This is a genomic window from Microbacterium sp. ZKA21 (assembly GCF_050434165.1).
GTDB lineage: Bacteria > Actinomycetota > Actinomycetes > Actinomycetales > Microbacteriaceae > Microbacterium.
Genome location: NZ_JBNPVV010000009.1, coordinates 86,743 through 110,308, shown reverse-complemented (window position 1 = coordinate 110,308; position 23,566 = coordinate 86,743). Strand labels below are relative to the sequence as shown.

23 protein-coding genes are annotated in these 23,566 nt (G+C 67.7%); 2 read left to right on the top strand and 21 right to left on the bottom strand.

Translation table 11 applies throughout. From position 1 onward, the window contains the following. Positions 1–76: 76 nt before the first annotated feature. Entirely contained in the window at positions 77–1,279 is a 1,203-nt protein-coding gene (gene thrS / locus M2317_RS16885) for a threonine--tRNA ligase (protein ID WP_429462177.1), read from the top strand. A 67-nt stretch (positions 1,280–1,346) separates the two neighbouring features. Here thrS and M2317_RS16880 read toward each other — a convergent pair whose 3' ends face one another. The 5 genes from M2317_RS16880 to M2317_RS16860 all read right to left on the bottom strand — a co-directional run bounded on the left by M2317_RS16880 (position 1,347) and on the right by M2317_RS16860 (position 6,390). Beyond that, positions 1,347–1,781 (bottom strand): cytochrome c oxidase subunit 4, encoded by a 435-nt coding sequence (locus tag M2317_RS16880; RefSeq protein ID WP_429462175.1) that lies wholly within the window; start codon positions 1,779–1,781, stop codon positions 1,347–1,349. A 1-nt stretch (position 1,782) separates the two neighbouring features. Next, on the bottom strand, positions 1,783–3,528 hold the full coding sequence (gene ctaD / locus M2317_RS16875; RefSeq protein WP_429462173.1) for an aa3-type cytochrome oxidase subunit I: 1,746 nt from the start codon (positions 3,526–3,528) through the stop codon (positions 1,783–1,785). Between the two features lie 5 nt (positions 3,529–3,533). Further along, a complete protein-coding gene (gene ctaC / locus M2317_RS16870; protein WP_429462171.1) occupies positions 3,534–4,442 on the bottom strand; it encodes an aa3-type cytochrome oxidase subunit II in 909 nt (302 codons plus the stop codon). Positions 4,443–4,537: 95 nt separating this feature from the next. Next, on the bottom strand, positions 4,538–4,900 hold the full coding sequence (gene erpA, locus M2317_RS16865) for an iron-sulfur cluster insertion protein ErpA (protein WP_429462169.1): 363 nt from the start codon (positions 4,898–4,900) through the stop codon (positions 4,538–4,540). A gap of 74 nt (positions 4,901–4,974) precedes the next feature. Further along, complete coding sequence (locus M2317_RS16860) at positions 4,975–6,390, bottom strand: dipeptidase (protein WP_429462167.1); 1,416 nt, start codon at positions 6,388–6,390, stop codon at positions 4,975–4,977. 46 nt (positions 6,391–6,436) lie between these two features. On the opposite strand from M2317_RS16860, the gene M2317_RS16855 reads away from it, so the two are divergent. Further along, on the top strand, positions 6,437–7,000 hold the full coding sequence (locus M2317_RS16855; RefSeq protein ID WP_429462165.1) for a DUF3043 domain-containing protein: 564 nt from the start codon (positions 6,437–6,439) through the stop codon (positions 6,998–7,000). 126 nt (positions 7,001–7,126) lie between these two features. Here M2317_RS16855 and M2317_RS16850 read toward each other — a convergent pair whose 3' ends face one another. From M2317_RS16850 to M2317_RS16775, 16 genes are all read right to left on the bottom strand, one after another. Continuing rightward, positions 7,127–8,152 (bottom strand): quinone-dependent dihydroorotate dehydrogenase, encoded by a 1,026-nt coding sequence (locus M2317_RS16850; RefSeq protein ID WP_429462163.1) that lies wholly within the window; start codon positions 8,150–8,152, stop codon positions 7,127–7,129. Positions 8,153–8,162: 10 nt separating this feature from the next. Continuing rightward, positions 8,163–8,639, bottom strand: coding sequence for a transcriptional regulator NrdR (gene nrdR, locus M2317_RS16845; RefSeq protein ID WP_429462161.1), 477 nt, complete (start codon positions 8,637–8,639; stop codon positions 8,163–8,165). An 18-nt stretch (positions 8,640–8,657) separates the two neighbouring features. Continuing rightward, entirely contained in the window at positions 8,658–9,977 is a 1,320-nt protein-coding gene (hisD, locus tag M2317_RS16840; RefSeq protein ID WP_429462159.1) for a histidinol dehydrogenase, read from the bottom strand. Between the two features lies 1 nt (position 9,978). Further along, a complete protein-coding gene (locus tag M2317_RS16835; protein ID WP_429462157.1) occupies positions 9,979–11,202 on the bottom strand; it encodes a hypothetical protein in 1,224 nt (407 codons plus the stop codon). Positions 11,203–11,328: 126 nt separating this feature from the next. Further along, positions 11,329–14,847: a DNA polymerase III subunit alpha gene (gene dnaE, locus M2317_RS16830; protein WP_429462155.1), complete on the bottom strand. Its 3,519-nt coding sequence runs from the start codon at positions 14,845–14,847 to the stop codon at positions 11,329–11,331. 59 nt (positions 14,848–14,906) lie between these two features. Then, positions 14,907–15,956 carry a hypothetical protein gene (locus tag M2317_RS16825; RefSeq protein WP_429462153.1) on the bottom strand — a complete coding sequence of 350 codons (1,050 nt, stop codon included), beginning with the start codon at positions 15,954–15,956 and terminating at the stop codon, positions 14,907–14,909. After that, positions 15,931–16,536, bottom strand: a complete 606-nt coding sequence (locus M2317_RS16820; RefSeq protein WP_429462151.1) for an RNA polymerase sigma factor — start codon at positions 16,534–16,536, stop codon at positions 15,931–15,933. The genes M2317_RS16825 and M2317_RS16820 overlap by 26 nt, the downstream gene beginning before the upstream one ends. Positions 16,537–16,567: 31 nt before the next feature. Then, positions 16,568–17,155 carry a GNAT family N-acetyltransferase gene (locus M2317_RS16815; protein ID WP_429462149.1) on the bottom strand — a complete coding sequence of 196 codons (588 nt, stop codon included), beginning with the start codon at positions 17,153–17,155 and terminating at the stop codon, positions 16,568–16,570. A gap of 231 nt (positions 17,156–17,386) precedes the next feature. After that, a complete protein-coding gene (locus M2317_RS16810) occupies positions 17,387–18,307 on the bottom strand; it encodes an RluA family pseudouridine synthase (protein ID WP_429462147.1) in 921 nt (306 codons plus the stop codon). 2 nt (positions 18,308–18,309) lie between these two features. Next, the gene (gene lspA, locus M2317_RS16805; RefSeq protein ID WP_429462145.1) at positions 18,310–19,002 is read right to left on the bottom strand and encodes a signal peptidase II; all 693 of its coding nucleotides are present in this window, start codon (positions 19,000–19,002) and stop codon (positions 18,310–18,312) included. A gap of 9 nt (positions 19,003–19,011) precedes the next feature. Further along, a complete protein-coding gene (locus M2317_RS16800; protein ID WP_429462143.1) occupies positions 19,012–19,635 on the bottom strand; it encodes a DivIVA domain-containing protein in 624 nt (207 codons plus the stop codon). 125 nt (positions 19,636–19,760) lie between these two features. Next, on the bottom strand, positions 19,761–20,072 hold the full coding sequence (locus M2317_RS16795; RefSeq protein ID WP_429462141.1) for a YggT family protein: 312 nt from the start codon (positions 20,070–20,072) through the stop codon (positions 19,761–19,763). 3 nt (positions 20,073–20,075) lie between these two features. Continuing rightward, positions 20,076–20,552, bottom strand: coding sequence for a cell division protein SepF (locus M2317_RS16790; RefSeq protein ID WP_429462139.1), 477 nt, complete (start codon positions 20,550–20,552; stop codon positions 20,076–20,078). 41 nt (positions 20,553–20,593) lie between these two features. Continuing rightward, positions 20,594–21,271, bottom strand: a complete 678-nt coding sequence (locus M2317_RS16785; RefSeq protein ID WP_429462137.1) for a YggS family pyridoxal phosphate-dependent enzyme — start codon at positions 21,269–21,271, stop codon at positions 20,594–20,596. Positions 21,272–21,290: 19 nt separating this feature from the next. Further along, a complete protein-coding gene (gene ftsZ / locus M2317_RS16780) occupies positions 21,291–22,436 on the bottom strand; it encodes a cell division protein FtsZ (protein ID WP_429462135.1) in 1,146 nt (381 codons plus the stop codon). A gap of 199 nt (positions 22,437–22,635) precedes the next feature. Continuing rightward, positions 22,636–23,565: an FtsQ-type POTRA domain-containing protein gene (locus M2317_RS16775; RefSeq protein WP_429462133.1), complete on the bottom strand. Its 930-nt coding sequence runs from the start codon at positions 23,563–23,565 to the stop codon at positions 22,636–22,638. Position 23,566 lies beyond the last annotated feature (1 nt).

The following is a 23,566-nucleotide window of genomic DNA, read 5'->3' as shown; positions in this document are numbered from 1 at the left end:
AGCCCCGGGGAGATGTTCCCGGGGCTTCGTCGTCGCCTCCTGGGCTTCTCCTCGATCGAGAATCAAGGAGCACCCCATGGACAACGATCACCGACGCCTCGGCCGCGCGCTGCACCTGTTCGACACCTCTCCGGTGATCGGCGCCGGGCTTCCGATGTGGATGCCGGATGGAGCGACCATCCGCACTGAGCTCGAGCGCTTCGCCGCCGAGCAGGCAGAACGGTCGGGCTGCCTGCGCATCTTCACCCCGGTCCTCGCGAAGCGCGAGCTGTTCGAGCGCAGCGGGCACTGGGACAAGTTCGCAGACGACATGTTCCCGCCGATGCGCATCGGCGGCGAGGAACTCGTGCTGCGCCCCGCCAACTGTCCGAGCCACGTGCAGGTGTACGCAGCCGAGCAGCACAGCTGGCGCGACCTTCCCGTCCGCTATGCCGAGAACGCCGCCATGTTCCGCAGTGAGCTCTCCGGTGTGCTGGGTGGACTCAGCCGGGTCCGTCAGATCACGCTGGACGATGCGCACGTCTTCTGCCTGCCTGATCAGGTGGTCGAGGAGGTCGTTCTCGCGCTCGAGGCGATCCGCTCCGCCTATGCGACGCTCGGAATCGAGATCGACAACTACCGGATGTCGCTGCGCGGAGAGCACGGCGCGTACGCGGGCAGCGACGAGCACTGGCGACTCGCCGAGGCCGAGCTCGAGAGCGCACTGGATCGGGTCGGCGTCCACTACCGACGCGCGCCGGGTGAAGCGGCCTTCTACGGGCCGAAGATCGATGTCCAGGTGCGGGATGCGGCCGGCCGCGAAGAGACTCTCTCCACCATCCAGATCGATCGCGTGATGCCCGATCGCTTCGGGTTGACCTACATCTCCCCCGCGGGCGTCCGAGAACGCCCGGTGATGGTCCACCGCGGCCTGCGCAGCTCCATGGAGCGCCTGGTCGCCCTGCTCATCGAACAGCACAAGGGGCGCTTCCCCACCTGGCTCGCACCGCACCAGGTCGACGTGCTCCCGGTCGATCCGCGGCGTCACATGGATGCGGCACAGGCCGTCGTACGCAGTCTCCTGGCGGTCGGTGTGCGCGCCCGAGTCCGCGCCGACGGCAGCCTCGGTTCTCGCATCCGAGACGCGCATCGCGATCACGTCGCCCACGTCGCCGTGCTGGGCGATCAGGAGATCGCCGATGAGACCCTCGCCGTGAACGGCTCCGGCATCGGGATCTCCGCGTTCATCGCTGCGGTGACCGAGGAGATCGCGACGAGAGCGCGCGACCGCAGCCTGTGACCGGCAGTGCCCCGGACACGACGATGGCCCCCGGAGATTCCGGGGGCCATCGTGATGGGAAAGCGCGTCAGCGGGCGAAGTTGCCGCGGTAGTACTCGTACACCCACCCGACGATCGCGACCACGAAGATCGCGAGGCCGATCGGCAGCAGGAAGTGTCCGACCGCGAGGCCGATGACGAAGATCGCCGCGGAGCCCGCGAGGACGATCGGCCACCAGGACCACGGGCTGAACTCGCCGAGCTCCGGGTCTCCGTCGTCGATGTCGCTGGTGAGGATGTCCTCGGGCAGCTCGCCGCCCTGCGCACGATGCGTGCGGTGCAGGTAGAAGGCGACCATCGCGCCCATGAAGGCGGTGAACAGCAGTGCGATCGTTCCGACCCACTCGATCGCCGTGACGACCGGGCGGTCCTGGTGCTCCAGGATGTTCCAGGCCGTGTAGATCACGGCCACGACGGCGAAGAAGGCGGTCAGCACCCACCAGAGGATGACGTTGTCGCGCATGTTACTTGGCCTCTCCGTTCGCGCCGACCAGGACCGGCTCTGGGGCCCCGACCGGATGCTCTGCGGCCTCCGGGTGGTTCAGGTCGAACGCGGGACGCTCGCTGCGGATGCGAGGGATGGACGTGAAGTTGTGGCGCGGCGGCGGGCAGCTGGTCGCCCACTCGAGCGATGCACCGTAGCCCCACGGGTCGTTCACCGTGACCTTGGGCGCCTTGCGCGCGGTGATCCAGACGTTCAGGAAGAACGGCAGCATCGACGCACCGAGGATGATCGCACCGATCGTCGAGACCTGGTTCTGCCAGGTCCACCCCTCGGAGGCGGAGTAGTCCGCGTAGCGACGGACCATGCCGTCGACGCCCAGCCAGTGCTGGATGAGGAACGTCATGTGGAAGCCGATGAACAGCATCCAGAAGTGCACGTAGCCGAGACGCTCGTTCAGCATCCGCCCTGTCCACTTCGGCCACCAGAAGTAGAAGCCGGCGAACATCGCGAACACGACCGTGCCGAACACCACGTAGTGGAAGTGGGCGACGACGAAGTACGAGTCGCTGAGGTGGAAGTCCAGCGGCGGCGAGGCGAGGATCACGCCGGTCAGACCGCCGAAGACGAACGACACCAGGAAGCCGAGAGCGAAGACCATCGGCGTCTCGAACGTCACCGATCCGCGCCACATGGTGCCGATCCAGTTGAAGATCTTCACACCCGTGGGTACCGCGATGAGCATCGTCATCAGCGAGAAGAACGGCAGCAGCACCGAGCCGGTGACGTACATGTGGTGGGCCCACACGGCAACGGACAGCGCGGCGATCGCGATCGTCGCGTAGACGAGGGTCTTGTACCCGAAGATCGGCTTGCGGCTGAAGACCGGGAAGATCTCGGAGACGATGCCGAAGAACGGCAGCGCGATGATGTACACCTCGGGGTGACCGAAGAACCAGAACAGGTGCTGCCAGAGGAGCACGCCGCCGTTGGCCGGGTCGTAGATGTGCGCGCCGAGGATGCGGTCGGCGGCGGCGGCGAAGATCGCGGCGGCCAGCACGGGAAACGCCATCAGGATCAGCAGGCTGGTGATGAGCGTGTTCCAGCTGAAGATCGGCATGCGCCACATCGTCATGCCGGGGGCGCGCATCGTGATGACGGTGGTGATGAAGTTCACGGCACCCAGGATCGTTCCGAAACCGGAGATGCCGAGGCCGACCATCCACAGGTTTCCACCGGCACCCGGCGAGAACGAGGCGTTGGCGAGCGGCTGGTATGCGAACCAGCCGAACGACGCCGCTCCCTGCGGGGTGAGGAAGCCGGCGACCGCGATCGTCGAACCGAACAGGAAGAGCCAGAACGCGAACGCGTTCAGACGCGGGAAGGCGACGTCAGGAGCGCCGAGCTGCAGCGGCAGGATCGCATTGGCGAAGCCGGCGAACAGCGGCGTCGCGAACATCAGCAGCATGATCGTGCCGTGCATCGTGAACAGCTGGTTGTACTGCTCCTTCGTCGGGATGATCTGCATTCCCGGCGCGAAGAGCTCGGCGCGGATGACCAGGGCCATCACGCCGCCGAGGAGGAAGAACAGCACGGAGGCGATCAGGTACATGTACCCGATGGTCTTGTGGTCGGTGGAGGTGATCCACTTGACGACGATGTTGCCCTTCTGCTCGACGCGCGAGGAGCTCATCAGAGCGGCCTGACGGGCGGGCAGAGCGTTGGGGCGGTGAGCTGCGGCGTCACCGGATGCGGGAGTGGTGGACATGAGGATTACTCTCCCTCTTCCTCGGAGCCCGCCTCGGGCGAGCCAGTGGTGCCCGGGAGGTTCGACAGGCGATCGTAGGCGTCGGCGATGTCGCCGGTGTTGCCCTTCTCACGCAGTTCTTCGACGTAGGCGTCGTATTCGTCCTGCTCGACGACCTTGACATTGAACAGCATCATCGAGTGGTACTCGCCGCAGAGCTCGGCGCACTTGCCGGCGTACTCGCCGACCCGGGTCGGAGTGAAGGACCAGGTGTTGTCCTTCCCGATGTACATGTCCTTCTTGTAGAGGAAGTCGATGATCCAGAACGAGTGGATGACGTCGCGCGACTGGAGGTGGATGGTGACATCCTGGTCGACGGGGAGCACCAGCGTGGGCAGCTGCTCCTGGTCGACGTTGCCGTCCTTGTCGGGCTGGGCCTGGATGCCCATGGTCCACACGGCATCCGACATGTCGTCGTCCTCGCCGGCGTACATGAAGTCCCACGACCACTGCTTGCCGATCGCGGTGATCTCGACGTCGGGCTCCTCCCACTGCGTCTCGATCGCCGTCTGGTCACGAGCCGTGAAGAAGAACATGCCCAGCACCAGCAGCAGCGGGACGATCGTGTAGAAGATCTCGATCGGCATGTTGTAGCGGAGCTGCACCGGCAGGCCGGTCTGGCCCTTGCGGCGGCGGTAGGCGATCGCGGCCCAGGCCATGAGGCCCCAGGTGACGATGCCGACGGCCAGGAGCACGATCCAGGAGTTGACCCAGAGGCCGGAGACCCGCTCGGTCTGGTTGGTCGCGGCCGTACCGTCTTCGACGAAGCCAGGAAGGAAGCCGTTCAGCTCGGTGGGAGTACATCCCGCCAGGGCCACGGCTGCCGCGATTCCCAGAGGAATGGCGGCCCAACGAAGGCGGCGTTTCGAGGGCACGATGCACCTTTCAGATCGCGGACAGGGCCTACCCAGTCTAGGGCAACCTCACACCTGATTCACGCCAACCACGCAGGTTGGCGTGTGGGTCAGGGTCAGTGGAAGCTGTCGCCGCAGGCGCAGCTGCCCGCTGCATTCGGGTTGTCGATCGTGAAGCCCTGCTCCGAGATCGTGTCCTTGAAGTCGATCGATGCGCCGTCGAGGTACGGCACGCTCATGTTGTCCACGATGACCTCGACACCATCGAAGTCGACGGTCTCGTCGCCGTCGAGGTAGCGCTCGTCGAAGTACAGCTGGTAGATCAGGCCCGAGCAGCCCCCGGGCTGGACGGCGACGCGCAGACGGAGGTCGTCGCGTCCCTCCTGCTCGAGAAGGCTCTTGACCTTGAGCGCCGCGGCGTCGGTCAGCTTCACCCCGTGTGCGGTGGTGGTCTCGGTGGTCAGTGTGGTGTCGCTCATCTCACTCCTAGGGACGGGCCGCATGCGGCACGGCGTTGTTCAGATTCTACCGCCGGGTGCACCGGCCGGGCGTGTCAGCGCGCGATGCGGTTCATGCGCGTCAGCATGAGCGCCTCGGTGCGGACCGCGTGCCGGAACGTGTCCAGGTGCAGCGACTCGTTCGGGCTGTGCGCCCTGGCGTGCGGATCCTCCACCCCGGTCACGAGGATCTGCGCCTCCGGGAACTCGCGGACGAGATCGGCGATGAAAGGGATCGACCCGCCGACGCCGAGGTCCACCGGCGGGACGCCGTAGCCGTCCGCCATCGCCTCACGGGTGAGGGCGACCGCCCATCCGCTGGTGTCGACGAGGAATCCATCGCCGAGATCGACATCCGAGAAGGTCAGCTGTGCGCCGAACGGCGCGTGGGCCCTGAGGTGGTTCTCGAGCGCGGCGTACGCGTCAGCACCGCTCTGGCCGGGGGCGACGCGCGCGCTGATGACGACGGTCACCTCCGGCGCGAGCGTGTTGGAGGCCGAGTCGACGCTGGTCGCGTCGATCCCGATGACGGTCACGGCCGGCTTGTTCCAGATCCGGCTGAGGATGCTGTCGCGACCGATCGGCGACACGCCCTCCGGCAGGCCCGCCTCGTCGCGCAGCGTGTCCTCCGAGTACTCGGGGGTGGCGGCGTCCCGCTGCGCGAGACCCTCGACCGCGACGGCGCCGTCGGCGTCCCACAGCGTGTCCAGGAGCTTGATCGTCGCCATCATCGCGTCGGGGACGGCGCCGCCGTACATTCCGGAGTGCGATGCGTGCTCGAGCGTGCGCACGTTCAGGGTGAAGCGGGCGTTGCCGCGCAGGGAGACGGTGAGCCCTGGTGTGCGTGCGTCCCAGTTGCCGGAGTCGGCGACCACGATCGCGTCGGCGCGGAGCGCGTCGACGTTGTCGCTGAGGAACTGGCCGAACGAGCGGGAGCCGTACTCCTCCTCCCCCTCGATGAACAGGGCGACGCCGAGATCGAAGTCATCGCCGACGGCATCCGCGACGGCGCGCAGCGATGCGATGTGCGCCATGATCCCGGCCTTGTCATCGGCCGCGCCCCGCCCGTACAGGCGGCCGTCGCGGACGGTCGGTTCGAACGGGGGCGTCTCCCACAGCGCGTCATCCCCCGGGGGCTGCACGTCGTGGTGGGCGTAGAGGAGGATCGTCGGTCGGCCGTTGCTGGCGGCCTTCGTGGCGAGGATCGCCGGCTGGCCGACCTCGTCGGTCCCCGGGATCGCCGCCCGCAGCACGCGCACCTCGTCGAAGACGCCGGTGTCGCGCGCGAGCTCCGCGATGACATCGGCGCTGCGCTCGAGCTGCGTCTGATCGAACGACGGCCAGGCGATGCCGGGGATGCGGACGAGCTCGCCCAGGTCCCCCAGAGCGCGGGGCAGGCCGGTCGCGACGGATTCGAGCACCGCCTCTTCGACGGCGAGGTCTTCAGGGATCTGCGAATCGGAAGAGGTCATGCGGGTAATCTTAAGGGCGAACCCCTTCACGTGACCGAGGAGCCTTGTGGCCAATCCGACCCCCGAGACGAACGACGACGCCGCAGAGACGCCCGCCGTCGGAAAGGGACGCGCGACTCCGTCGCGCGCCGAGCAGGAAGCGGCCCGCCGTCGCCCCCTGGTGGCGAACACCAAGGAGGCCAAGGCCGCGGCCAAGGCGCAGCTGAACGAGCAGCGCGAGAAGGCCCGCATCGGCATGGCGAACGGCGATGACAAGTACCTGCCTCCGCGCGACAAGGGGCCGCAGCGTCGCTGGGTGCGCGACTACGTGGATGCCGGATGGCACCTGTCCGAGTGGATCATGGCGCTCATGCTGGTCGTGATCCTCGTCTCGCTGGTGCCCAACGCCGCAGTCTCGTTCTACGCGTTCGTCGGCCTGTGGGCGTACCTGATCATCTCGATCATCGACATGGTGCTGCTCGCGAACCGTGTGAAGCGCAAAGCCGCCGCGAAGTTCGGCAAGGACAAACTCGAGAAGGGCCTCGGCTGGTACGCGGCCATGCGCGCCCTGCAGATGCGTTTCATGCGCCTGCCGAAGCCGCAGGTCAAGCGCCGCCAGTACCCCGCCTGACCCGCAGCGCCGCACCGCGCATCACAGCGCCGACCGCACGTTCTGCTACACCTTTCTGAGTTCGCGCCTGTTGTTTTCTGGCGCGAACTCAGAAAGGTGTCGCATAACCCGGGGGCAGCGAGTTTCTCAGCGAGCGGAGCGCAGGCCGCGGGTGATCTGGCGACCCCAGAACGGACCGCGGTACAGGAACCCGGTGTAGCCCTGCACGAGCGTGGCACCGGCATCCAGACGCGCGCGCACGTCTTCGGCCGTCTCCACGCCGCCGACGGCGATGACGCAGAAGTCGGCTGGTACGGCGGCGCGGACGACCTTCAGCACCTCCATCGAACGTTCCTTGAGCGGGGCGCCCGAGAGTCCGCCTGCGCCGGCGGCCTCGACCGTGGCCTCGTCGGTGATCAGCCCGTCCCGGGCGATCGTCGTGTTGTGCGCGATGATCCCCGAGAGTCCTTCGGCCACGGCGAGCTGCGCAATCGCGGTGATCTCCTCATCAGGCAGGTCGGGGGCGATCTTCACGAGCAGAGGCGTGTCGCCCGCCGCGTCCTTGACGGCGCGCAGCAGCGGAGCGAGCGTATCGACGGCCTGAAGTCCGCGCAGACCTGGAGTGTTCGGCGAGGAGACGTTGACGGCGAGATAGTCCGCGAGCGGGGCGAGCTTGGTCGCGCTGGCGACGTAGTCCGCCGTCGCGTTCTCGACGTCGACGACGCGGCTCTTGCCGATGTTGACACCGATGATGGTGGCGGGCTTGCGGCGGCGGAGCTTCGCGAGACGTTTCGCCGCGGCATCCGCTCCGGCATTGTTGAAGCCCATCCGGTTGATGAGCGCGCGATCGGGGATCAGGCGGAACAGGCGCGGCTTGGGGTTGCCGTCCTGCGGAATCGCCGTGATGGTGCCGACTTCGACGTGTCCGAAGCCGAGAGCTGCGAGCCCGCGTACGCCGACGGCGTTCTTGTCGAACCCGGCGGCGATGCCGAACGGCGACGGGAACACCAGGCCGAGAGCGTGCACGTGCTGCTCCAGTGGCGGCGCGGTCAGCGCGCGCGCCGCCCACGAGAACGGCGGAACGCCGAGCACGCGGATCACCGCCATGCCGGCGTGGTGGGCGAACTCGGAGTCAAAGCGCGACAGGACGACGCGGAAGAGCAGCGGATACATCTCTGCCAGATTACCGGTCGGCGGCGTCTGTCCCCGCGCGCGCGTGGTCGGCTCGCAGATCGGTGATGGCGCTCTCGAAGTCCTCGAGCGAATCGAACGCCCGGTAGACGCTCGCGAATCGCAGGTAGGCGACCTCGTCCAGTTCGCGCAGCGGACCGAGGATCGCGAGCCCGATCTCGTTGGCGTCGAGTTGGGAGACTCCGGTCGCCCGGACGTTCTCCTCCACGCGCTGCGCCAGTACGGCCAGGTCGGAATCGGTCACGGGACGCCCCTGGCAGGCCTTGCGCACTCCGGAGATGACCTTCTCACGGCTGAACGGCTCCATGACGCCACTGCGCTTGATGACGTTCAGGCTCGCGGTCTCCGTCGTCGAGAACCGGCCGCCGCACTCCGGGCACTGCCTGCGGCGACGGATCGACAGACCGTCGTCGCTGGTGCGCGAATCGATGACGCGGGAATCCGGATGCCGGCAGAACGGACAGTGCATTTGACCCAGCGTACTCGGTCAGCCTGCGGCGGCCTCTGAGGTGAAGCGCGCCTCGATCGCCTCGCCGTGGGCTGGCAGCACCTCGGTGTTCGCGAGCGCGACCACACCGGCGCGCACCTGCGCGAGCGCGGCGTGGTCGTAGCGGATCACCTGCTGCGGACGCAGGAACGTGTACGCGCCGAGCCCAGGGGCGTAGCGCGCCTGGCCGCCCGTCGGGAGGACGTGGTTGCTGCCGGCCATGTAGTCGCCGAGGCTGACCGGAGTCTGATCGCCCACGAATACTGCTCCGGCGCTGGTGAAGGCGGATGCCGCGGCATCCGCGTCCTCCAGGTGGAGTTCGAGGTGCTCCGGCGCATAGGCATTGCTGAACGCGGTCGCCATGGCCCGGTCGTCGACGAGCACGATCGCGGACTGCTCCCCGCCCAGCGCGGCGGCGACGCGGTCGGCGTGCCTGGTCGACGCAGCCAGTTCCTCGACGCCAGCCGCGACGCGCTCGGCGAGATCTGCCGAATCGGTCACCAGCACCGCCGATGCCTGCTCGTCGTGCTCGGCCTGACTGATCAGATCCGCCGCGATGAGACGTGCGTCCGCCGCGGCATCGGCGACGATGAGGATCTCGGTCGCACCGGCTTCGGAATCCGTACCGACGACGCCGGCGACGACGCGCTTGGCGGACGCGACGTAGTTGTTTCCGGGTCCGGACACGACATCGACCGGGTCGAGTCCGATGCCGGCCACTCCGTGGGCGAAGGCCCCGATCGCACCGGCGCCGCCCATCGCGTACACCTCGTCGATGCCGAGCAGGCCGGCTGCGGCGAGGATCGTCGGGTGGATGCGGCCGCCCTGATCGGACTGCGGAGGCGAAGCGAGCGCGATCTGCTCGACGCCGGCGACCTGCGCGGGCACCACGTTCATGATCACGCTGGACGGGTAGACGGCCTTGCCGCCAGGGATGTAGACGCCGACGCGCCTGACCGGCTGCCACCGCTGCACGATGCGGGCGCCGGGACCGATGTCGGTGATCTGCTCGGCCGGGACCTGGGCCGCTGACGCCTGTCGCACGCGTCGGATGGTCTCCTCCAACGCAGCGCGGATCTCCGGTTCGAGCGCCGTCACGGCTTCCGTGATGTGCTCGCCTGGGACACGGATGGCGTGCCCCGTGACCCGGTCGAAGCTCTCGGCCTGGCCGCGCAGCGCCGCCTCGCCGTCGGTGCGCACGGCTTCGACGATGCGGGTGGCCGCGTCGAGCGCCTCGGCGCGCGCCTGCGCGGCGCGCGGCACGGCCGCGAGCATGTCGGATGCCGAGAGCTCTCGCCCTCGGAGATCGATGGTGCGCATGTCAGCCCTTCGTGATGTCGTCGATGTCGTGCAGATAGCCGATCCGGCCATCATCATGTCGCACGACGAACGCGCCACCGCGATCCTCGATCACGAGCGCCCACGCGTCAGGGCCGATGCGGAACAGCGGCTCGCCCCGCTCGTCCACGACGTCGCGCTCGCTCGGCGCGAGCGCCCAGAACGGCTGGGCGACCGGTGCGAAACGCGGGTTGGTCGCGTCGACGTCGAAGACCTCTTCGACGACGACCTGCTCTTCGACGACCTCAACCGGCTCGGCAGCGTCGGATTCGACGACCTCGACCTCGACCTCGGGCTCGTCGATGTCGGGCTCGGCGGACTCCGGCGCAAGACCCAGTTCGCTGATCGGCTCGATTCCGGCGGCATCGTCATCGATACGCGCGTCCTCGGCATCCGCTCCGCGCGAGCGGCGCGCGTAGCCGGGCGCGTACTCGTCCTGCGTCAGCACGGAACCGGTGTCGCCGCCTGATGCGTGTGCGGAGAGCGGCACCTGACCTGCGAGACCGAGCGCGGCGATCTCGTCGGTGGTGTTCTCACCGGAGAGCTCGGCATCCAGCACAGGAGCTGCGGGGGCTTCCGGCGCATCCGCGGCGGGCTTGGGCGCACGCGGCCGGGCGATCACCGGACGGACGGGGTTGGCGTTTCGGTGGGCCAGCGTCTCGAGACGGCCGATGAAGTCCTCGCGCAGACCGGGGATCAGCGGTGCGAACACCGTCAGCACGACGAGGCCGAGTGCGGCGACCAGCTCGACCCACGGAACCCACGCCGCGGGGGCGATGCCGGTGGCGATCCAGGTACCCACCAGCGACCAGCTCACCTGCGCCCACGAGATCGCTGCGACAGCGAATGCCACCGAGGCGAACTGATCGATGCCCAAGGAGCCGACGCGCCGGATGCCGTCCGGGGAGAAGCGGCGCAGCACGATCAGGAACACGGCGGCCGTCGGAAGGCCGATGGGCAGCACCCAGGCGATCCCCTGGGCCCAGACCGAGCCGCTGCCGCCGACGAGCGGGAAGAACGACACCACGAATGCGACGAGCCAGGCGCCGACGATGATGAGCTCGCGCAGCGTGAATCCGAGGATTCCGTACTCCGGCGTGACCTGGTCCTCGTACAGGACGGATCCGTCCTCCACGGTGAACGTCTCGGCATCGGCCGCGGGTGTCGTGGACTCGGGGTCGTCCTCGAACGGGTGCTGGGTACTCATCCTGTTCCTTTCGTCACGGGGCGCGACCGTGCCGGCCGACGTCCCTAACGCGTCCCGATATTACCTGCGGGTGCCCGCGCCGCCCTTATCGAGACCGTAACCGTCATGACTTTCTCATGAAGCGCGTCAGCCGAGGCAGGCAGGTCCCAGCAGCGACTTCAGATCGCCGAAGAGGTCCGCTGAGACCCTGACCGGCATGGGGACTTCGAACACCTTGGCGGTCTGTCCTCGATGCACGCGGAGCAGCACTTCGGTGTCGCCGTTGTGTCTGCGCAGCACCTCGGCGAGGTCGTTCATCACGCGTTCGGTGGCGCGCTGCTCGGCCACGACCAGTGCCAGCGGTCCTGCGGCGTCGAACGAGCCGACGTCGGGGGCGAACGCCGACTGGGCATGCAGGTTGAGCCCGTCGTCGCGGCGGGACACGCGCCCGCGAACGGCGAGGATCGCATCCTGCTGCAGCACATGCTGGAACTCGGTGTAGGTCTTGCCCATGAACATCACGGTGACCTCGCCGTTGAAGTCCTCGACGGTGATCATGCCGTACGGATTCCCGCTGGCCTTGGCGACGCGGTGCTGGACGCTCGTCACGAGGCCTGCGACCGTCACCTGGTCGCCGTCCTGAAGATCCTCGGACGCCAGCAGGTTGTGGATCGAGATCGATGCGTGCTTGGCGAGCGGCACCTCGAGCCCCGCGAGCGGATGATCGGAGACGTAGAGACCGAGCATCTCGCGCTCGAACGCCAGCTTGTCCTTCTTGGTCCACTCCGGACGCTCCGGCACCTTGGCAGGTGCCGCCTCCTCCATGTCGTCGTAGAGGCTGTCGAAGTCGAAGCCGATGGCACCCTGCGCCTCGTTGCGTTTGCGATCCACGGCGGCCTCGACGGCATCCTCGTGGACCTCCATCAGCGCACGGCGGGTGTCGCCCATCGAGTCGAAGGCACCGGCTTTGATCAGGGATTCGACCGTCCGCTTGTTCGCCACATGCAGCGGAACTTTGTGCAGGAAGTCGTGGAACGAGCCGAACGTCTCCTTCTTGCGCGCCTGGACGATGCCGTCGACGACGTTGCTGCCGACGTTGCGCACGGCACCGAGACCGAAGCGGATGTCCTCGCCGACGGCGGCGAAGAAGTTGATCGACTCCCCCACATCCGGCGGGAGCACTCGGATCCCCATGCGACGGCACTCGTTCAGATACAGCGCCATCTTGTCCTTGGAATCGCCGACGCTGGTCAGCAGCGCCGCCATGTACTCGGCGGGATAGTGCGCCTTGAGATAGGCGGTCCAGTACGACACGAGACCGTAAGCCGCGGAGTGCGCTTTGTTGAAGGCGTAGTCCGAGAACGGCAGCAGGATGTCCCACAGCGCCTTGATCGCGGCCTCGCCGAAGCCGCGCTCCTTCATGCCGCCGGAGAAGCCCTCGTACTGCTTGTCCAGCTCGGACTTCTTCTTCTTTCCCATCGCGCGGCGGAGGATGTCGGCCTGGCCGAGGCTGAAGCCGGCGACCTTCTGCGCGATGGCCATGACCTGCTCCTGATAGATGATCAGGCCGTAGGACTCCTGCAGGATCTCGGCGAGCGGCTCTTCGAGCTCGGGGTGGATCGGCGTGATCTCCTGCAGGCCGTTCTTGCGCAGTGCGTAGTTGGTGTGCGAGTTCGCCCCCATGGGCCCCGGTCGGTACAGGGCGATGAGGGCCGAGATGTCGCCGAAGGTGTCCGGTTTCATCAGGCGCATGAGAGAGCGCAGCGGCGGACTGTCGAGCTGGAACACGCCCAGCGTGTCGCCCTTGCCGAGCAGATCGTAGACGGCGCGGTCGTCGAGCGCGAGGTGCTCGAGATCGAGCTCCTCTCCCCTGTTCAGGCGGATGTTGTCGAGCGCGTCCGAGATGATCGTGAGGTTTCGAAGCCCCAGGAAGTCCATCTTGATGAGGCCGAGCGTCTCGCAGGACGGGTAGTCGAACTGCGTGACGATCTGCCCGTCCTGTTCGCGGCGCATGATCGGGATGATGTCGAGCAGTGGCTCGGACGACATGATGACGCCGGCTGCGTGCACGCCCCACTGGCGCTTCAGGCCTTCCAGACCCAGCGCGCGGTCGAAGACCGTCTTCGCCTCGGGGTCGGTCTCGATGAGTGCCCGGAACTCGCTGGCCTCCTTGTAGCGGGGGTGCGCGGAGTCGAACATGCCGTCCAGCGGCATGTCCTTGCCCATGACGGGCGGCGGCATGGCCTTCGTGAGACGCTCGCCCATGCTGAACGGGAAGCCCAGCACGCGTCCGGCATCCTTCAGCGCCTGCTTGGACTTGATCGTGCCGTAGGTGACGATCTGCGCGACGCGCTCCGAGCCGTACTTCTCGGTCACGTAGTCGATGACCTCGCCGCGGCGACGATCATCGAAGTCGACGTCGAAGTCAGGCATCGAGACGCGGTCAGGGTTCAGGAATCGCTCGAAGATCAGGCCGTGCTCGAGCGGGTCGAGGTCGGTGATCTTCATGGCGTACGCGACCATGGAGCCGGCACCGGAGCCGCGACCCGGCCCCACGCGGATGCCGTTGTCCTTGGCCCAGTTGATGAAGTCGGCGACGACGAGGAAGTACCCGGGGAAGCCCATCTGCAGGATGATGCCGGTCTCGTACTCGGCCTGCTTGCGGACCTTGTCCGGGATGCCGTTGGGGTACCGGTAGTGCAGGCCGGCCTCGACCTCCTTGATGAGCCAGCTGTCCTCGGTCTCGCCGTCCGGCACCGGGAAGCGCGGCATGTAGTTCGCCGAGGTGTTGAATTCGACCTCGCAGCGCTCGGCGATCAGCAGCGTGTTGTCGCACGCCTCGGGGTGGTCGCGGAACAGCTGGCGCATCTCCTGCGCGGTCTTGACGTAGTAGCCGTCGCCGTCGAACTTGAACCGGTTCGGATCGTCCAGGGTCGAGCCCGACTGCACGCACAGCAGCGCCGCGTGCGCATCGGCCTCGTGCTGGTGCGTGTAGTGCGAGTCGTTGGTCGCCACCAGCGGGATGCCGAGATCCTTCGACAGGCGCAGCAGGTCGGTCATGACGCGGCGCTCGATGGAAAGGCCGTGATCCATGATCTCGGCGAAGTAGTTCTCCTTGCCGAACAGATCCTGGAACTCTGCCGCGGCCGCGCGCGCGGCGTCGTACTGGCCCAGACGCAGGCGGGTCTGGATCTCGCCGGACGGGCATCCGGTCGTCGCGATCAGTCCCTTGCCGTACGTCTGCAGAAGGTCGCGGTCCATGCGGGGCTTGAAGTAGTAGCCCTCGATGCTCGAAAGCGAACTGAGCCGGAAGAGGTTGTGCATGCCCTCGGTGCTCTGACTCCACATCGTCATGTGGGTGTAGGCGCCGGAACCGGACACGTCGTCGCTCTTCTGATCCGGGGAGCCCCACTGGACGCGCGATTTGTCGCTGCGGTGCGTGCCGGGAGTCACGTACGCCTCGAGACCGATGATCGGCTTGACGCCGGCGTTCTGCGCGGCACGGTAGAACTCGAAGGCCGCGAACGTGTTGCCGTGGTCGGTCACCGCGATGGCCGGCATGCCGTAATCCGCCGCCGCCTGGGTCATCGCGCCGATCTTCGCAGCGCCGTCCAGCATCGAGTACTCGCTGTGGACGTGGAGGTGCACGAAGGAGTCGGATGCCATGCTTCGAGTCTACGAGCTGGCCCCGACATCGGGATCCGATGCCGGGGCCGAATGACGGTCTACGGGATGGGAACGGAGGCCGGGATCTCGTCGACGACAGTCACGTGAATCCGGCTGGACCAGCGGTCATCGTCGAGATTGCCGTGGCCGACGATCAATCCCTTCGAGGTGTCGACGTCGACGGTCTCCATCCAGTCGCTCTCGCCCCCCTCGGGGAAGGCGATCGTGGTGATGTCGCCCTCGACGCGCTCGACGTGGGCCCCGGGCACGAGTGCCAGCGCCTGGAACATCACCGCGCGGAGGTCGGCCGGAGCGAGGTTGAATCCGATGGGGTCGCCGAGCCTCGGCGGCGGGCAGTCCGACAGGTACTCGTAGGACGAGTCGTCGAGCCAGTCGACGAGCGCCCCCGGGTCACGCGGCATCTCGTCGTAGTAGCACGCCAGCGGGTTGCGTGAGAACGTGTGGACGTCCTCCGATTCGACGCCCTCCGCTCCGACACCGGTCACGCTGTACATCCCCCCGGGGTAGACCTCCACCCGAACTTGGAACTCGAGCTGATCGAGCCCTTCCTCGGCCACGGCTGCGTCGGGTCCATCGATCTCCAGAAGCTCCGTCGATTCGCCGTAGTCCTGCACCCAGTCCCCCGAGCGATCCGCCGGGACGTACATCGATCGCGCCTGACGAACCACGGCCGTGGTCGCCGAGTCGTTGCTGTCCCAGTACCCTCCGTCGGGGCTCGACTCATCCACCCGCCAGCCGAGTCGCTGCGTCGACACCTCCTGGATCCGGATGTACTGCCCGGGCCGGGGATCCAGAACGGCGGCGGTCAGAGTCGCCTCAGCTGCCTGGTTCAACACCTCGGCCGCGGATGCAGTCGGTGCCTCGACAGGCGCCAACACCGACCCGACGACGATCGCGGTCACCGCGGTACCGGCGACCAGTCCCCCGATGCCGATTCCCGCCCATGCGCGCCGTCGCCGCCGCGCACGCTCCGGCCGAGCGCTGCGCGCAACTTCACGTGTGAGCGCCTGGCGCGCCACCCGGACGTTCTCCTCGGTGATCCGGGCCTCATCGGCCCCGATCTCACGAATGCGTTCCGAAAGCAGCATCGGTCTCCTCCTTCACCATCCAGGTCAGCCGGGTCGCGGAATGCGAGCCCGGCGGTGCGAGCCTGCGACGGACGCGATTCAACCGGGACCGCACGGTCCCGACGGGCACGCCGAGCGCCTCGGCGATCTGCTCGTAGGTCAGATCCGCCCAGGCGTACAGCAGCAGCGTGTCCCTGTCCTTCGCCGACAGCGCGGCGATCCTCGGTGTCAGCGCCTTCAGCGCTGCACCCGCATCCATGCGCGCGTCGGATGCCGCGTGCGGCGGTTCCTCGGCCACGGCATCCGCACCGGCCGACGCCGCGAACGAACGCCACTGCCGGGCTTCAGCCGTGCGGTGGCTCTTCACGAGCCGCGTCGCGATGCCCAGCAGCCATGGCCGCGCCGACTCCCACGCCGGATCGAACGCCGCACGGCGCTTGAACGCGACGAGGAACGTCTCGCTCAGGACGTCGTCGACGGCATCCGCCCCGATCCGTCGCCGGATGTAGCCGCCGACGGGCCGGACGTGCCGTTCGAAGATCTCGGAGAAGACTCCTGGTTCTTCGAGCGACCGCTGGATGATCTCGCTGTCTGTGCTCACATCAGGTATTGCCCGCCCATGGCGATTCGGTTCACGAATCCTCCGAATCAGTCAGATCGAGCCGCATCAGCACCCGCGGGAAGCCGTCGAGCACGGAGTCTGTCTCGGCCGCGAACTCGAACCCCGCACTCTCGAAGAGCGCCCGCGTTCCCACGTACGCCATCGTGAGATTCACCTTCGCCCCGTCGTTGTCGACGGGATAGCCCTCTATCGCAGGCGCCCCCCGCTCTCGCGCGTACGCGATGGCACCTTCGATCAGCGCATGCGAGACACCCTGCTTGCGGTACCCGGGTCGCACACGGAAGCACCACAGCGACCAGACGTCGAGATCGTCCACATGCGGGATGAGCCGGTTGCGCGCGAAGCTCGTGTCCCGCCGCGGATGCAGCGCAGCCCACCCGACGGGCTCTCCGTCGAGGTACGCGATCACGCCGGGCGGCGGGTCGTACTCGCACAGCTCCCGCACACGATTCGCCCGCGCCTCGCCTTTCAGCGCGACATTCTCCTTGTTGCCGATCCGGTAGCTCAGGCAGAAGCACACGTTCGATGTCGGCTTCTTCGGTCCTACCAGCGTCGCGACGTCGTCGAAGACGGTGGCGGGGCGCACCTCGATGCTCATGCCCAACAGTGTGCCGGATGCCGCCGACATCCGGTCTCTGTCTTGCATCGAGTCGGGATCGGGAGACCCTCGTCACGTCGGGTCACACTTCGTGCGACCAGGCGACGGCGCAAGTCGCCCCTGCTGTGACCGATCGCGGGTTCGGCACAGCCACGGCGGCATCCGGCATCCAGAGGCCGCCCGAAACGTGACCCGAATCGTGGGCGACACCCCGAGTCCACCGACGGCCGATCAATCCCCGCGCAGCATCTCCAGCGCGCCGGCCAGGTCCGCCGGGTACGGCGACTCGAACTCGACCCAGTCGCCCGACCCGGGATGCGCGAACGCGAGCTTGTGCGCGTGCAGCCATTGCCTGGTCAGACCCAGCCGAGCGGCCGTGGTCGGGTCGGCTCCATAGAGCGGATCTCCGACGCAGGGATGCCGGTGGGCCGCCATGTGCACGCGGATCTGGTGCGTGCGCCCTGTTTCGAGATGGATCTCCAGCAGCGATGCTCCGGGGAACGCCTCGAGCGTCTCGTAGTGCGTCACCGAATCCTTGCCCTCGGGCGTGACGGCGAACTTCCACGAGTGGCTGGGATGCCGCCCGATCGGAGCATCGATCGTCCCCGCCAGCGGGTCGGGGTGCCCCTGCACCACGGCGTGGTAGATCTTCTCGACCGTGCGCTCCTTGAAAGCGCGCTTGAGCAGCGTGTAGGCGCGCTCCGTCTTGGCGACCACCATGAGGCCGCTCGTGCCCACGTCGAGGCGATGCACGATCCCGGCTCGCTCGGACGCACCGCTCGTGGCGATGCGGAAGCCGGCGCCCGCCAGCGCGCCGAGCACGGTAGGTCCGTCCCATCCGAGGGACGGATGGGCGGCGACGCCGGTGGGCTTGTCGACGACCACGATCTCGTCGTCGTCATGGATGATGTCGAGTTCCGGCACATCGACGGGGACGATGCGCGGCTCTTCCTTCGGCCGCCATTCGACGCTCAGCCAGCCGCCAGCGCGCAGCCGGTCGGATTTGCCGAGTGTCATGCCGTCGACGCTCACGCCGCCGGCTTCGGCGACCTCGGCCGCGAACGTGCGCGAGAACCCGAGCATCTTGGCGAGGGCGGCGTCGACCCGCACGCCCTCGAGGCCGTCCGGAATCGGAAGTTGACGGGATTCCACGATCAGGATGCCGCGCCGGACGATGCGGGTCGACCGGCCTCGTCGTCTTCGCCGAGCGCGGGAGAAGCCGTGACGTCCGCGGCATCCAGGCGGTCGGCATCCGCCTCGTCCGCCGTATCGGCCGCTGCGGCTTCAGCCCGCTGTTCCGTATCGGTCGCAGCCCGTTTCTCCGCTTCGACGTGATCCCGTTCCCGCGTGCCGTCGAGGCGCAGGCCGAGCACGACGAGCAGTGCCACCGAGATCATGCCAGTGACGATGAAGATGTCCGCGACGTTGAAGATCGCCGGCATCATCCAGGGCATCGAGATCATGTCAACGACCTCGCCCATGGCGAAGCCGGGGTCTCGGAAGAACCTGTCGCCCAGGTTGCCGAGCACCCCACCCAGCAGGCAGCCGAGGACGACAGCCCACAGCCGCGACTGCACGCCGACGGCCTTCCAGATGATGACCACGGCGACGGCGCTCAGCGCGAGTGTGAAGATCCAGGTGTGATCGGCGCCGATCGAGAACGCGGCACCGGGATTGCGCACGTAGTACAGCTGGAGGAACTCCCCCAGCACCGGAACCGGCTCCCGGTAGGGCAGGTTCTCGACAGTGAGGTACTTCACGAACTGATCGGCGGCCAGCACGACGATCGCGAGAATCGCGACGATCGCGCCGGCCGCCGACCGACGAAGGGGACGACGTCCTGACAAGAGGATGCCTTAGAGACCGATGGCGGAGACCGGCGTCGAATCCGCCGAGGTCGCCTTCGCATCGAGGTCTCGCAGCTGGCCCTCGATGTAGCCGCGCAGCTGAGCGCGGTAGTCGCGCTCGAACGTGCGCAGCTCCGTGATGCGAGCCTCGAGCGTGTTGCGCTCGCGCTCGAGGCGTGCGGATTCCTCGCGCTGCTTGGCCGCGGCCTCGCTGCGGATCTTCTCGACCTCGGTCTCGGCCTCGGCGATGAGCGCAGCGCGCTTCGCCTCGCCCTCGGCGACGTGCTCGTCGTGCAGGCGCTGCGCCAGCTCGATGATGCCGGCGGTGGTGGTCGTCGCGACGGGAGCCGCCGCGGGGGCGGGGGCCGCCTCGGGTGCGGGCGACTCGACGGGCGCGGGGGCCGCGGCGACGGGAGCCGGAACCTCGGAGACGACCGGTGCCTCAGCGGCCTTCTTCTCGCCGGACTCGTAGGCGGCGAGCTTCGCCTTCAGCTCTGCGTTCTCCTCGAGGGCCTTGCGCCACTCGACGACGATCTCGTCGAGGAAGTCATCCACCTCGTCCGGGTCGAAGCCGTCCTTGAAGCGGACGTGCTGAAACTGCTTGGTGACGACGTCATCCGGGGTCAGTGCCATGGGTAGGCTCCTCTTTCGATGAGTTTGTGGATCTGGCGCGGACCCTGGGGGCGCACCTGGGAGCCAAGCATAGTCCCCGGACCTGATCGCCGCGACGGCGGACGTTCACTCCGGCGTGCCTGTGCTCAGCTCGCGGCGCCGCCAATCGCGCGCACGACGGCCATGAGGATGAGGACGATGAACATCGTCAGTGCGAACCCGAAATCCAGGGAAAGCCCGCCGATCCGCAGCGGCGGAATGATTCGACGGAAGAACCGGATCGGCGGATCCGTGACGGTGTAGATCGCCTCGGCGACCACCAGACCGAAGCCCTTCGGCCGCCACTCCCGATTGAACAGCGGGATGTAGTCGAGGATCAGACGTGCGAAGAGCACGAAGATGTAGATCAGCAGCACCGTATGGACGATGCCGGCGATGAGAGAGACCAGCGAACCCACGGGTTATGCGTGATCGAAGGCGGCGGACTCCGCGTCCGCCTGCGCGATTCCCCCGTGACCGGACACGGCGATGTTCTCCGGCGAGAGCAGGAACACCTTGGAGGTGACGCGCTCGATACGACCGTACAGGCCGAGGGAGAGACCGCTCGCGAAGTCGATGAGGCGACGAGCCTCGGCATCCGACATCTGCGACAGGTTGATGATCACCGGGATGCCCTCGCGGAAGCTCTCCGCGATCAGCTGCGCATCGCGGTACTGCTTCGGGTGCACGGTGAGGATCTCGTTCACGGCGCCTCCAGCCGGCTGACGCACGGCGACGGGACGACGAAGCGGGGTCACCGGTGCCGGTGCCTGCTCCTCGACCTCGCGGTCGCGCTCGCGGTGTGCTCGAGCAGGCGCCTGTGACGCCTCCTCTTCGTAGACCTCTTCCTCATCGGCGAGGCCGAGATACACCATGGTCTTCTTCAGCGGGTTTCCCATCGTGTCCTCCGGAAACGTATCGGGGCTGGTCTGGTTCGAGGTTATCCCCGCACAGGGCGGGGACCGGTGATTGCGGAGCCGATCCGCAGGTGTGTCGCGCCGGCCTGGATGGCCTGGGCGAAGTCGGCCGTCATGCCTGCCGAGATCCAGGAGGCATCCGGATGCTGCGCGCGCACGGCATCCGCCACCGACCTCAGTCGGGCGAACGCCGACGCGGGCTCCTCGTCCAGCGGTGCCACAGCCATGACGCCGCACAGCCGCAGCGACGGCAGTCCGGCGATGTGGTCGGCGAGACCCACGGCGCCCTCCGGCGCGACACCGCCACGACCGGCATCCTGGGTGAGGTTGATCTGCACGAGGACATCGAGCACAGCGTCCGATTCCGCGGCCCGGTGCAGCGCGTCGGCGAGACGATCCCGATCGACCGAATGCACCACGTCGGCGCTGCGGCGGATCGCAGCGGCCTTGTTCGTCTGCGCCTGGCCGATGAAGTGCCAGCGCACGGGGACGCCTTCGAGCTCGGCCCGCTTCGACGTGAGCTCCTGCTGGCGGTTCTCGCCGACGTCGGTCACGCCGAGAGCTGCGAGATCGGCGACAAGGGATGCCGGGTGGAACTTCGTCACGACGATGCGCGTGATGTCATCGACGTCACGGCCTGCCTCGCGCGCGGCGTCGGCGATCTGCTCATCGATCGCCGACAGCCGTGCCGCCAGGGTCATCGTGCGGTCGTCCTCGAAGTCACTTGAGGAACTCGGGGATGTCGAGGTCGTTGTCGTCGGCGAAGGCCGGCTCGTAGCTGCTGGTCGCCGAGATCGGAGCGACGGGCTCGCGCTTCTCCTCGACCACCGGAACCTCGATGCTCTTCTCCTCGGCGACCGTCTGCTCGGTCAGCGGCTCCGGGCGGGCGAGGAACGTCGGGTCCAGTCGCAGCGACGGCTCACCGCTGTCGAAGCCGGCCGCGATGACCGTCACGCGCACCTCGTCGCCGAGCGTGTCGTCGATGACGGTACCGAAGATGATGTTCGCTTCGGGGTGGGCGGCTTCCTTGACCAGGTCGGCGGCGTCGTGGATCTCGAAGATGCCGAGGTTGGAGCCACCCTGGATCGACAGAAGCACGCCGTGCGCGCCCTCGATGGATGCCTCAAGCAGCGGCGACTCGACCGCGAGCTCGGCAGCTTTGATGGCCCGATCGGCACCGCGTGCGGAGCCGATGCCCATGAGCGCGGAACCCGCCCCCTGCATGACCGACTTGACGTCGGCGAAGTCGAGGTTGATGAGACCCGGCGTCGTGATGAGATCGGTGATGCCCTGCACACCGGCGAGGAGCACCTGGTCGGCCGTGGCGAAGGCCTCGATCATCGAGATCCCGCGGTCGCTGATCTCGAGGAGTCGGTCGTTCGGCACCACGATGAGGGTGTCGACCTCTTCCTTCAGCTTCACGACGCCCGCCTCGGCCTGACTCTGGCGACGGCGGCCCTCGAACGAGAACGGCTTCGTGACGACGCCGATCGTGAGTGCGCCGATCGACTTCGCGATGCGGGCGACGACGGGGGCGCCACCGGTTCCGGTACCACCGCCCTCGCCTGCGGTGACGAAGACCATGTCGGCGCCGGTGAGCGCCTGCTCGATCTCCTCCGCGTGGTCCTCCGCAGCACGACGGCCCACCTCGGGGTCGGCTCCGGCGCCGAGTCCGCGGGTGAGCTCTCGGCCGACGTCGAGCTTGACATCGGCGTCGCTCATCAGCAGCGCCTGCGCGTCGGTGTTGACGGCGATGAACTCGACGCCGCGCAGGCCGAGTTCGATCATGCGGTTGACGGCGTTGACACCGCCACCGCCGACGCCGACGACCTTGATCACGGCGAGGTAGTTCTGGTTCTGGCTCATGGCCGGCCTCCGATATGTCGAGCCTGAAAATCTGTTCTGCGAGTGTGTGAACCTTAAACCTCAACTAGAGGTGTAAAGTATTTCCCGGTATTGCGTTCTCTTGATCGAAGGTATGCGCCCATTCGGTGTGCGCGCGCAACGACACGGGCGTGTCTGGCAATCGCCCGTGCAGAAGCCGCTCTGCGCGCTCCGGGAGCGGTCAGCCGGCGATGCCGACGGCAGGAGTCGAAACGTCGAACGTCTCGGCATCGGGGTTCGCCGCCACGAGTCGCGTCAGCACGAGCGCCTTCTCCCCCGACTGCTCCGAGCTCCCCCACACGACGGTCTTCTCCCCCAGCGTGAGCGTCACGTCGTCCGTCGAGGACGCCTGCACGCGCGTGAGCTGCGCGCGCAGATCCGCCGGCAGCGAGCGCACGACGAGCCCGGCGGACTCGAAGGCCGCCGATTCCGTCCCGCCCTCGATCTCCAGCAGCGGCTGCCCCGCAGGCTGGGCATCGGTCGTCGCCAGAGCGACGCCTGCGGCATCCACGAGCGTGTACCCGACATCCGAGCTGAGGACGCCGACAGGTGTGCGCTCCACGATCCGCACGGTGAGCTCGTGCGGCGGCTTCGCCTCGAGTGCGTACGTCTCGATGAGCGGGAACGCGATGAGCGCGGCTTTGACCTCGCCCGCATCCACAAGAGCCAAGGGCGTGCCGACCTGATCCGCCAGCGCGGCTTCGATCTGCGTCGGATCGAGCGATGACGCACCGATCACGGTCACCTTCTCGACGGCGAACAGCGGGCTGTAGGCGGCCAGCGCCGTGCCGCTGATCAGCAGCACGAGCGCGCCGAGCGCACTGAGCCAGATCATGCGCCGACGGCGGGAACGCTGGGTGAACCGCCGGATCTCGCTCTTGAGCGCCTTGCGACGTGCGCGGGCGGCGCGCCAGACATCCCGCTGGGTCAGCGGGGGCTCGTCCGGATCCTGGATGCCGGGATCCGCCCCGTCGACGCCATCGGCGGCCGGCGCGATCGTCGTGACGACCGCTTCCGGCGTCTCGTCGCGCGCGCGTCGGCCTCGGCGGACCGGCTGGTCGTCGGACGGCTGCTCGTCCGGTGCGACCGGGAGGGGCGCTGGCCGGCGCATG

Bases quoted from the DNA above. Each gene is read 5' to 3' on its own strand.
- thrS (WP_429462177.1), top strand. From the start codon at position 77: ATGGACAACGATCACCGACGCCTCGGCCGCGCGCTGCACCTGTTCGAC.
- M2317_RS16880 (WP_429462175.1), bottom strand. From the start codon at position 1,781: ATGCGCGACAACGTCATCCTCTGGTGGGTGCTGACCGCCTTCTTCGCC.
- ctaD (WP_429462173.1), bottom strand. From the start codon at position 3,528: ATGTCCACCACTCCCGCATCCGGTGACGCCGCAGCTCACCGCCCCAAC.
- erpA (WP_429462169.1), bottom strand. From the start codon at position 4,900: ATGAGCGACACCACACTGACCACCGAGACCACCACCGCACACGGGGTG.
- M2317_RS16860 (WP_429462167.1), bottom strand. From the start codon at position 6,390: ATGACCTCTTCCGATTCGCAGATCCCTGAAGACCTCGCCGTCGAAGAG.
- M2317_RS16850 (WP_429462163.1), bottom strand. From the start codon at position 8,152: ATGTATCCGCTGCTCTTCCGCGTCGTCCTGTCGCGCTTTGACTCCGAG.
- nrdR (WP_429462161.1), bottom strand. From the start codon at position 8,639: ATGCACTGTCCGTTCTGCCGGCATCCGGATTCCCGCGTCATCGATTCG.
- hisD (WP_429462159.1), bottom strand. From the start codon at position 9,977: ATGCGCACCATCGATCTCCGAGGGCGAGAGCTCTCGGCATCCGACATG.
- M2317_RS16835 (WP_429462157.1), bottom strand. From the start codon at position 11,202: ATGAGTACCCAGCACCCGTTCGAGGACGACCCCGAGTCCACGACACCC.
- dnaE (WP_429462155.1), bottom strand. From the start codon at position 14,847: ATGGCATCCGACTCCTTCGTGCACCTCCACGTCCACAGCGAGTACTCG.
- M2317_RS16825 (WP_429462153.1), bottom strand. From the start codon at position 15,956: ATGCTGCTTTCGGAACGCATTCGTGAGATCGGGGCCGATGAGGCCCGG.
- M2317_RS16815 (WP_429462149.1), bottom strand. From the start codon at position 17,155: ATGAGCATCGAGGTGCGCCCCGCCACCGTCTTCGACGACGTCGCGACG.
- M2317_RS16800 (WP_429462143.1), bottom strand. From the start codon at position 19,635: ATGGCACTGACCCCGGATGACGTCGTCACCAAGCAGTTTCAGCACGTC.
- M2317_RS16790 (WP_429462139.1), bottom strand. From the start codon at position 20,552: ATGGGAAACCCGCTGAAGAAGACCATGGTGTATCTCGGCCTCGCCGAT.
- M2317_RS16785 (WP_429462137.1), bottom strand. From the start codon at position 21,271: ATGACCCTGGCGGCACGGCTGTCGGCGATCGATGAGCAGATCGCCGAC.
- ftsZ (WP_429462135.1), bottom strand. From the start codon at position 22,436: ATGAGCCAGAACCAGAACTACCTCGCCGTGATCAAGGTCGTCGGCGTC.
- M2317_RS16775 (WP_429462133.1), bottom strand. From the start codon at position 23,565: ATGCGCCGGCCAGCGCCCCTCCCGGTCGCACCGGACGAGCAGCCGTCC.